The following is an 8,984-nucleotide window of genomic DNA, read 5'->3' as shown; positions in this document are numbered from 1 at the left end:
GTGGATGACGAAAAATATCGGCGGATAAATTACGATTCTTTCATCCTTTTCAAATAATTCATTACAGCGGTAATTTCTCCATAACTATAATTTTCACCCAGCTGTTGTTTTACAGGAGAAACGGCCATGCCACTGTTATTTTCCTCAATGGCCGCTGTAATTAATTTCAACTTTTCGGCGCTCACCATTTCATTAATATTCAATTCACCCAAAAAAATAAAATGCGCCAGATGGCCTTCTATCGTACCGGTAGAGAGTCCCCTTGCTTCCGCAATTTCAGGTATTGATCTACCCAGTTGAAACAATTGAAGGCTCTGCTTTTTGGTATCATTCGTCTTTTCTGCACTGGCGCTTTTACGCTGCCGTTTGGGTTGCCTGGCATCTATTTTTGTGGTTAAATTATTGGCTCTGCAATAATCAATGATTGCATCCAGAAAATAGTTGCCATACCGTTGCAGCTTAATGGCTCCAAAACCGGATATTTTTGCCAGTGCCGCATTCGTGAGCGGTAAGTATGTTGCCAGTTCCACCAGTGTAGCATCACTAAAAACCTGGAATGCGGCAACGTTTTCTTCTTTTGCCAATGCAATCCGGATAGTTTTTAATGTTTTAAACAAACCGGCGTTTACTGTTTCAGCAACCGTATTTTTCAGCACCAATTCCTTATTTACCGAAACAGATTTTATCAGCAGTACTTTCATTTCGCCTTTCAATATTTGCCTGCTGGTATCGTTTAATTGCAGCACCGGAAATTCGGTATCGCTCTGTTGCAAATAGCCTGATTGCAACATATCTCTTACATACAATTTCCACTGATCTTTGGAAATATCCTTACCTATGCCAAATGTTTTAATACCCTGGTGCTCTGTCTTAGTCGTGCTGCTTCCACGTAAAAAATCAATCACATAATTTATACCAAATCTTTGCTGTAAGCGGGTTACGGCGCTAAGTATTTTTTGTGCTTCAATGGTGGCATCCGTTTTTTCTTCTTCGCTTAAACATACATCGCAACTGCCACAAAAATTAGCAGCCGGTTCATCAAAATAATTCAATAAAAATTTACGCCGACATTGGCGGGTTTCACAAAAAGCTGCCATCTGGTCCAGCTTCTTCAGCATCACCTTGCTTTGCGCTTCATTGCCTTCCACCCTGGCAAAATTTTTCAATTTAAATACATCCGCAACACTATAAAATAAAACTGCTTCACTGGGTAAACCATCTCTTCCAGCCCTGCCGGTTTCCTGGTAATATCCTTCAATATTTTTTGGTAAATCAACATGTGCCACAAAGCGTACATTACTTTTATTAATACCCATTCCAAAAGCAATGGTGGCCACAATAATCTTTATATCATCTTTTAAAAACAGATCCTGATTTTGTTCTTTTATACTTTTATCAAGCCCTGCATGATAGGCTGCCGCAGCATATCCTTCGTTTCTTAAATCTTCAGCCAACTTATCAACAGAGCTTCGGCTAAGACAGTAAATGATGCCGCTATCATCTTTATGCTCAGATAAAAAATCGGTGAGCTGACTAAAATAATTACGCTTTTGTTTTACATAGTAACTGATGTTGGGCCGGTTAAAAGAATTTTCATACACCGTGTAATCCGTTACTTCCAGTTTCTGAATAATGTCTTTTTTAGTCAATGAATCTGCGGTAGCCGTTAACGCTATAATGGGTACTGATGGAAACTGCTTTTTCAACTGCCCAAGCACCAGGTATTCAGGCCTGAAATCGTGCCCCCAATGGCTGATGCAATGCGCTTCGTCAATGGCAAAAAGTGATACGTTGATATCTTTTAAATAGTTGAGTAAATTATTTTGACCGAGCAAACGTTCCGGCGCCACATATAACAATTTTAAACGGTTGGTTTTTAATTGCTGAATAATGGAGGATTGTTCAGAGGAGGATTGTGATGAATTTAAAAAAGCCGCAGCAACGCCGTTTAACTTCAATGCATCTACCTGGTCTTTCATCAGGGCAATCAGGGGCGACACCACAATCGTGATACCATCTAATACCAATGCCGGTACCTGGTAGCATAAAGATTTTCCACCCCCGGTGGGCATTAAAACGATGCTGTCTTTTTTTGCCAATACATTTTCAATAATTTCTTCCTGATTGAGCCTAAAGGAATTATAACCAAAGTATTGCTGTAATGTTTGCTGAATATTGTACATAAACGGACCGGTTCATTTTATCGTTGTAAGACAAGATAAAAATCTTTTGGTTATTCTTTTATAAAAAAGATTTTCAATGATTGATAATAACTAAAATATCAGGCTGTAATTCAATGCCGGTAGTCATTTGAGGAAATTTTTACAATTTTTATTAAAATTTTATTTGGAATGTTGTGATAGCTGCTTATACCTTTGCAACAGTTCTTAAAATGTTCCTTATCAAGAAAGGCAGAGGGTAATGGCCCTGTGACGCCTTGACAACCTCTCTTTCAATTTCATACCGGATGCGAAAGAAAAGGTGCCAATTCCATCCCTTGTTTATTTGGTTAAACAGCGGGAAGATAAGTCAGATTCACGCTCAAAATATTGACACAAAATATTAAAAGCTCATCTGATTTATCGGATGAGCTTTTTTGTTGTCCAGTCCGTAAACACAACTAAAAATCTCTACCGGTAATAATTTATTTTCTCTTGAAAAGCAGAAAAAAACTTTTAACCTGCTGCGGCCAATAAGCCTCAGCTAAAATTTTTATCATGAGCAACGCTACAAAATTTTTATATAGCCTCCTGGCAGATTCGCATAGAGTCATAAGCGGTATACCGGGTTATCAAACCTGTACTTTTGAAGGGCAAGCTCCGGACCGGACAAAGAGTTGCCTGACGCGATCATCCTGCCAGACCTGCAACGAAAGATACTATTGCCCAATTAGAGAAAGACACTAAATCAGCGGCTTTAAAAATTAAGTAATAAAAAAACGGTAAACAAGCATTACAAGCACCGCTTGAAACAGCATAAAAAAAATATCATGTCAACTAAAAAACTTTGTATCGGCCTGTTTGGCTTTGGCGTAGTAGGCAAAGGCTTACACGATGTATTGCACAGCACCCCTACCTTGCAGGCAACCATCAAAAAAATATGTATTAAAAATAATAGCAAGCAGCGAAGCATTGCAGCAGAAAATTTTACCACCGATGCTGATGTTTTACTGGATGATGCTAACATTAATGTAATTGTAGAATTAATTGATGATGCCGATGCAGCCTTCACCATTGTAAAAAAAGCCTTGCAAAGTGGTAAGGCAGTGGTAAGCGCCAACAAAAAAATGATTGCCGAACATTTTGAAGAATTGTATGCACTTCAACAAAAATATAATACACCTTTTTTATACGAAGCCTCGTGCTGCGCCAGTATACCCATCATTCGCAACCTGGAGGAATATTATGATAATGACCTGCTGAAATCGTTCCGCGGCATCATCAATGGCAGTACCAATTTTATTCTCACCAAAATATTCCAGGAGCAGGTTGAATTTAATGAAGCCTTGCTGCTTGCTAAACAACTGGGTTTTGCCGAAAGTAATCCAATTTTGGACATCGGTGGTTTTGATGCAGCCAATAAACTCAGTATTTTACTGGCACATAGTTTTGGTATCATTGCAAAAACAGATCAGTTTATTTTTAATGGCATCACCAATATTTCTTTGCACGATGCAACCGTGGCCAAAGAAAAAAAGTACAGTATTAAATTAGTAGCCAATGCACAAAAGCTGGCCAATGGAAAACTGGCTGCATTTGTATTACCACAATTTGTAACCGAAGCCGACGATCTGTATCATGTGCACAACGAGTTCAATGCCCTTATTACCGAAAGCAGTTTTGCCGACAAGCATTTTTTTAAAGGTAAGGGAGCAGGTGCTTTTCCAACTGCATCGGCCGTGTTAAGCGATATCTCTGCATTGAGATACGACTACAAATACGAGTACAAAAAAATTGCCCATCAAACCGATACTGAATTAAGCAACGACTATTATTTAAAAGTATTTGTAAGCGTGGATGATATCGAAAAACTCGACAAAAATAATTTTGAATGGATAGAAGAATGGCACAATGAATTTAGATACAGCTGGCTGATTGGTGTGGTGCATGCAGATAATCTGTTTAAATCTAACTGGTGGAAACAACCAGGCATTTCCCTGATAGCCTGCCCTGATGCAGTGATTGAAAACATAGATTATAAAAAGATCAGTAGGCGAAGCCTTGAACTGGCGGGGGTTGTGGCTCCCTGAATCCTCCAAGGTGCACTTGCGAAGATTAAAATAGTATGGTGCTAAATCAAGTTTTTGAAATTTGTATTGATAGCATTTTTGCAAAAAAACCGTGCCCCTAAATTGTTTTAGCCTGTGCATTTTTTGATAGCGCTATTTTATTATTATCCCAATAAAAATATTTGTCCGGGCTAAGAAGGCAGGATCAGCATTGTTGCGTCGCCCTCTTTTACAGCATACCATTTATTAACATTTTTTAACCGCATATTTTGCAGTAGAATATTTAATATCAGAGTGTCTAAAATTTAAGTTTAAGTATGCAGTACAAATAGAGCAATAATATAGTAATGCCTTTTGGCGGTATGGAGAAAATAAAAATATTGATTGACGAGATGGTTATAAGTAAAAAATTACCTGAGTAGGATTGGCGACAAAGCAAGAGTAACAATCGTATCGGTTTGATAAATAGTATTGAAAGTTTTTAGGTAAGTGTATGAATTGGTTACTATAGATTTAGCCACACTGCAGTGGTTTGTTTACACGATGTACTACACCAGATCTTTGTTTGGAAACAGATGGCATCGGGAACAACATTTGTAAGACTCTTCAAAAAATTCACACCCTCACTTAATCATAGTTTATGTATTGACTTAAACAGTTGGGTATTTAAACAATTACAAATTGAAGCAAATTGCTGGAACCGAAGGGGCAATACAGGCAGCAGCAAGTACATTCATTTTTTAGAAGAAAGATTGGCTATCTTAAAAATAAAAAGGTGGGCTTATTTACGGAAGCCGGTGGTAGCAAGGTCTTTTATCTTTTACTGAAAACTTAACCCTGCCATTGCGTTTTACCGGATAACTCTACTGCAAAATATGTGTTTAAATAAAATTCCAACCACTAAAATTTATTGGAATTTTTATGTATCATTTTCCTTGCTGTTTGTGAATATCTTTTTTACCGCTAATTGCATCATCACCTGTCATATTTTAGATATGTTTTCCACAGTTTTTTTTGAAAGTGATAATTGTTTGCTACCGGATAATTAAAACCGATCCTTTCAAAATACCAGGAAATTTTTTCAGATCTATTGCATAAACATAAACACCCGCTGGTACAGGAACACCTTTGTACCTGCCATCCCAGGGCAAATTGGTATTTTTATTCTGAAATACTACTTGTCCGAACCGGTTAAAGACAGATAATTCAAATGCAGGAAATGCAGCCAGTGCAGGAATTTTCCAGGTGTCGTTAAGGCCATCTCCGTTAGGCGAAAATGCTTTGGGAATAAAAATATCTTTAAATACAAAAACATGCATGATATCCGTAGCCGTACCACAGCCATTGGCAGAGGTTACGGTTAAAATATAATTCATATCCGCCGGTGGGTTTACCAGTGGTTGAAGTAACTGTGCATTGTCTATATAAACTGGCGGCAGCCAGGAATATTCAAGCGATTGGCCTGTTGCAGTTCCCTGCAATAAAATTGATCTTCCTTTGATGATTGTCTTATCAGGCCCTGCATTTGCGGTGGGTTTTTCATTTACCGTAACCAGCACAGAGGCTGTGTCAACACAGGCAAATTGATTGGTAACTGTTACCACATATTGGGTAGTAATAATGGGTGAGGCTACAGGATCAGCAACGTTGTCAGACGACAATGCACTGGCGGGTAGCCATGCATAACTTACACCACCACTGCTTTTCACCTGAATATTATCGCCTGTGCAAATAGTTGCAGATGAAAAATTAACCACTGCGGTTGGTAGCGGATTTACTTTTACAACAGTTGAATCTAAATGTGTACAGCCGTTACTATTAGTTACCAGCACAAAATATTTACCTGCCTGATTTTGCTGAATGGAATTAATAGCAACCATAGAACCAGTAGCTGAAAAATTATTGACACCAGTCCAGGCATATTGGTTGCCGTCAGTAGTTGTTAAAAGCAGTTGGGTATTTTCGCATGTAGGGCCGCTGTTTGTAGTATTGGGCAACGGGTTCGTCACCACTTGTACCGTCAGTGGATCTGCCACCACCCTGCATTGCAATGAAGCGGAATTTCCGTATTCGGAGGCTGTCATCCGAAAATTATAATTGCCTACAGCAACGTTGGCGGCAAAATTTTTAGTGAGGTTAGTAGTGGTGGCTCCTGCAATATCTGTCCAGGTTCCGTTATTACTATTTTGTTGCCACTGAAATACTGGATTATTAAATCCCGCAGAAACATTACAGGTAAAAGTAAACGAACGGGCATTGCCCTGGCAAACAACGGCCGTGGTAGAAGGATTGCTGGTAATGAAAGGAATTATTTTAGGACCACATGCACGAAAAGTGATATCATCCAATGCAAGATCGTTGCCACAGCCACCGATCGCATTGTTGAATATTCTTAATACTACATCCGATACGCTGGCTGGCGTGGTAAAGAAAAAACCGAATTGCTGCCAGAGTGGTACAGACTGTGAAGGAATATCACCACTATTGTATGATTGTAATATTGTTCCATCAATTTTTTCAATACTAAAAGTAAGATTGGGTTTAATACCCATACCATTGCAGGCTGACTGCTTTAAGACATTCACTACCCAGGCGGCAAATTCATAGGTAGTATTGCCACATAAACCTTTCACCCTATCAACGTAAAATGCACTGGGTTCAAAAGAAGAATTTACGAGCATAAAATAGCCGTTTCCATTACCAGTATGGTCAACACTGAGGCTATGCCATGAGTCGCCAAAACATCCACTGGTACTGTTTCTTACTATATAAAATCCATCGCTTGGACAATCATTACTAAAATATTGGTAGGCTGTAGTAGCCGCTGATAAACTATTGCCGGGATTGGCTCCTGAACCAAAAGTTATATTAACAATCGGATCGCCCAGGCTACCCTGGCAGAGTTGTGCAGTTACGTTAAACCTTATAAGCAACGATACAAATACTATTGAAATAAATTTAAACCCTCTTCTCACTAAAATTATTTTTATGAAATTAATATAATTCAGCTGTAGATAAAATTGATGTTGTGATGTATGATAACTAACCCTGTTTATTTTGCAATAGCTACGCCTATAAATGAATCTGCCGTGCCATAATATAAATACCATTTGCCTTTAAAATAAACAAGCCCTTCTGCAAAAGTGGTACCTGCCTTATACTGTCCGGTTATTTCATGCGGCAGAGAGGGTTTCAACAGGCAGGTATCTGTTCGGTAAATAATCTTCTCCATATTTTTGATATCGAATACTACTTCCCCCACAGAATAAGTTCCTTTTGGAAGAGTTGTATCTGCCTTTTCATTGGTAGCATTTTTACCATTGTATATCAGCAATATTCCTTTGTCTGTAACCAATGCAGGTGGTCCGCATTCTGTGAGATCACTATCAAATTTACCTGGCCTTGTAATCATTGCCTTCCTTAATCCGCCTGCTTCGTCCAGTAATGGATTCCAGTCGGTAAGATTTACAGACCAGGCAAGATTTACAAAATATTCTCCCCAATACATCCAATACTTGCCGTCTATTTTAGCCAATATTGGCCTGCCATTTTTCATAGTGGTAACCATGGAAGCAGACTTGGAAGCGATATTTAAAAACTTACCATTGTATGCGGCCGCAAAAGCAGGCCCCTTCTTTTTCCAGTGAAAAAGATCTTTAGAAATGGCGATGGATAAACGCGGCACATCATAGTTCCAACTTGTATAGGCCATTACATATCGGCCATCTGCCGTTTCCACCACCCGGGGATCTTCGCATCCGCCCGGGTAATCGTACTTTTTAAACTTACTATTGTCCGGATACAAAACCGGTTTGGGGAAATTTTTGAAATGAATTCCATCCGTACCAACGGCAATGCCTATACGTGAGGTTCTGCCACCCAATATTGCTACGGGATTATCTTCGCTGCGGGTAAATAAATACACTTTACCATTTTTTACAATTGCCCCGGGATTAAATACATCTGCTTTTTGCCAATGTACTTTTTTCTTTTTCAGGGAATCATAAAATACCAGGGAGGAATCCGCTTTTAAAATTGGTGTTGTTACTGGTTTATAGAAAGTAGAAAGATCCGCCAGTTTTGCCTTTTGAGCAAAAGCAGCAAAAGGCAGAAAAAAAATTCCTATCCAATAAAATATCTTATTCATAAGCAATATCGTATTCGTTAAACTGACCTCAATTTAATGTATGCAACTGAGATTGCGTGGTATTAAAATTAAAGTATTTTAATGCAGGAAATTAGTAACCATTACATTGCCCACGCAACATAAAATAGAAACACGGATGACGCTGAATGCAAGGACTAAAAAAAAAGATTTATTTTTTTCGCTTTACGAAAAATTATTAGCGGATATTACTTACTGTAGATTAAAATCAGTCTTATCTGCTAAAATCAGTTTTACCCGTGTTTCTATTCTACACCGCGTATCTTGTATAAACAAAAAATCGTATGCCGTTCTATTAAACAACATACGATGATTTGTAAAAAATTCTTCTGAAAAATTACTGACCAAACACCAACACCTGAAAGGAACCCGCAATCATTTTTTTTTGCATACCGCCTCCTGCTGGTGCGGCTTCCAAATCTGCTGCGGGTAAATATATTTTATGCGTTACTTCATCAACAGCAAGGGTTCTGGCCGATTTTTTTGTGGTAATGGTTGCCGCTACTACAAATTTATCTTTGGATATCTCTTTCACTACCGTCATGGTTCCTTCGCCGTTGCTGGTATAAATTAATTTTTGCACCGCATCAT

4 protein-coding genes, 1 pseudogene and 1 riboswitch are annotated in these 8,984 nt (G+C 38.6%); of the genes and pseudogenes, 1 reads left to right on the top strand and 4 read right to left on the bottom strand.

Annotation, left to right across the window (positions count from 1 at the left end):
* Window positions 1–29: 29 nt before the first annotated feature.
* Complete coding sequence (gene recQ / locus H7254_RS09650) at window positions 30–2,183, bottom strand: DNA helicase RecQ (RefSeq protein ID WP_301932766.1); 2,154 nt, start codon at window positions 2,181–2,183, stop codon at window positions 30–32.
* Between the two features lie 213 nt (window positions 2,184–2,396).
* Window positions 2,397–2,531: riboswitch (SAM riboswitch) on the top strand.
* Window positions 2,532–2,989: 458 nt separating this feature from the next.
* Here recQ and H7254_RS09645 point away from each other — a divergent pair.
* Window positions 2,990–4,249 carry a homoserine dehydrogenase gene (locus tag H7254_RS09645; protein ID WP_301932765.1) on the top strand — a complete coding sequence of 420 codons (1,260 nt, stop codon included), beginning with the start codon at window positions 2,990–2,992 and terminating at the stop codon, window positions 4,247–4,249.
* 1,013 nt (window positions 4,250–5,262) lie between these two features.
* Here H7254_RS09645 and H7254_RS09640 read toward each other — a convergent pair.
* The 3 genes and pseudogenes from H7254_RS09640 to H7254_RS09630 all read right to left on the bottom strand — a co-directional run.
* Window positions 5,263–7,203: a gliding motility-associated C-terminal domain-containing protein gene (locus H7254_RS09640; RefSeq protein ID WP_301932764.1), complete on the bottom strand. Its 1,941-nt coding sequence runs from the start codon at window positions 7,201–7,203 to the stop codon at window positions 5,263–5,265.
* Between the two features lie 77 nt (window positions 7,204–7,280).
* On the bottom strand, window positions 7,281–8,375 hold the full coding sequence (locus H7254_RS09635) for a glycoside hydrolase family 130 protein (RefSeq protein WP_301932763.1): 1,095 nt from the start codon (window positions 8,373–8,375) through the stop codon (window positions 7,281–7,283).
* Window positions 8,376–8,730: 355 nt separating this feature from the next.
* Window positions 8,731–8,984, bottom strand: a pseudogene (locus H7254_RS09630) (YncE family protein); the annotation flags it as partial.

It is taken from the genome of Ferruginibacter sp., assembly GCF_014377975.1.
Classification (GTDB): Bacteria; Bacteroidota; Bacteroidia; order Chitinophagales; family Chitinophagaceae; genus Ferruginibacter.
Note: the sequence above shows the minus strand (reverse complement) of the source record. Positions and strands in the feature narration are given on the sequence as shown.

Excerpts from the sequence above, each read along its gene's own strand:
- recQ (WP_301932766.1), bottom strand. The coding sequence starts at position 2,183 with ATGTACAATATTCAGCAAACATTACAGCAATACTTTGGTTATAATTCC.
- H7254_RS09645 (WP_301932765.1), top strand. The coding sequence starts at position 2,990 with ATGTCAACTAAAAAACTTTGTATCGGCCTGTTTGGCTTTGGCGTAGTA.
- H7254_RS09635 (WP_301932763.1), bottom strand. The coding sequence starts at position 8,375 with ATGAATAAGATATTTTATTGGATAGGAATTTTTTTTCTGCCTTTTGCT.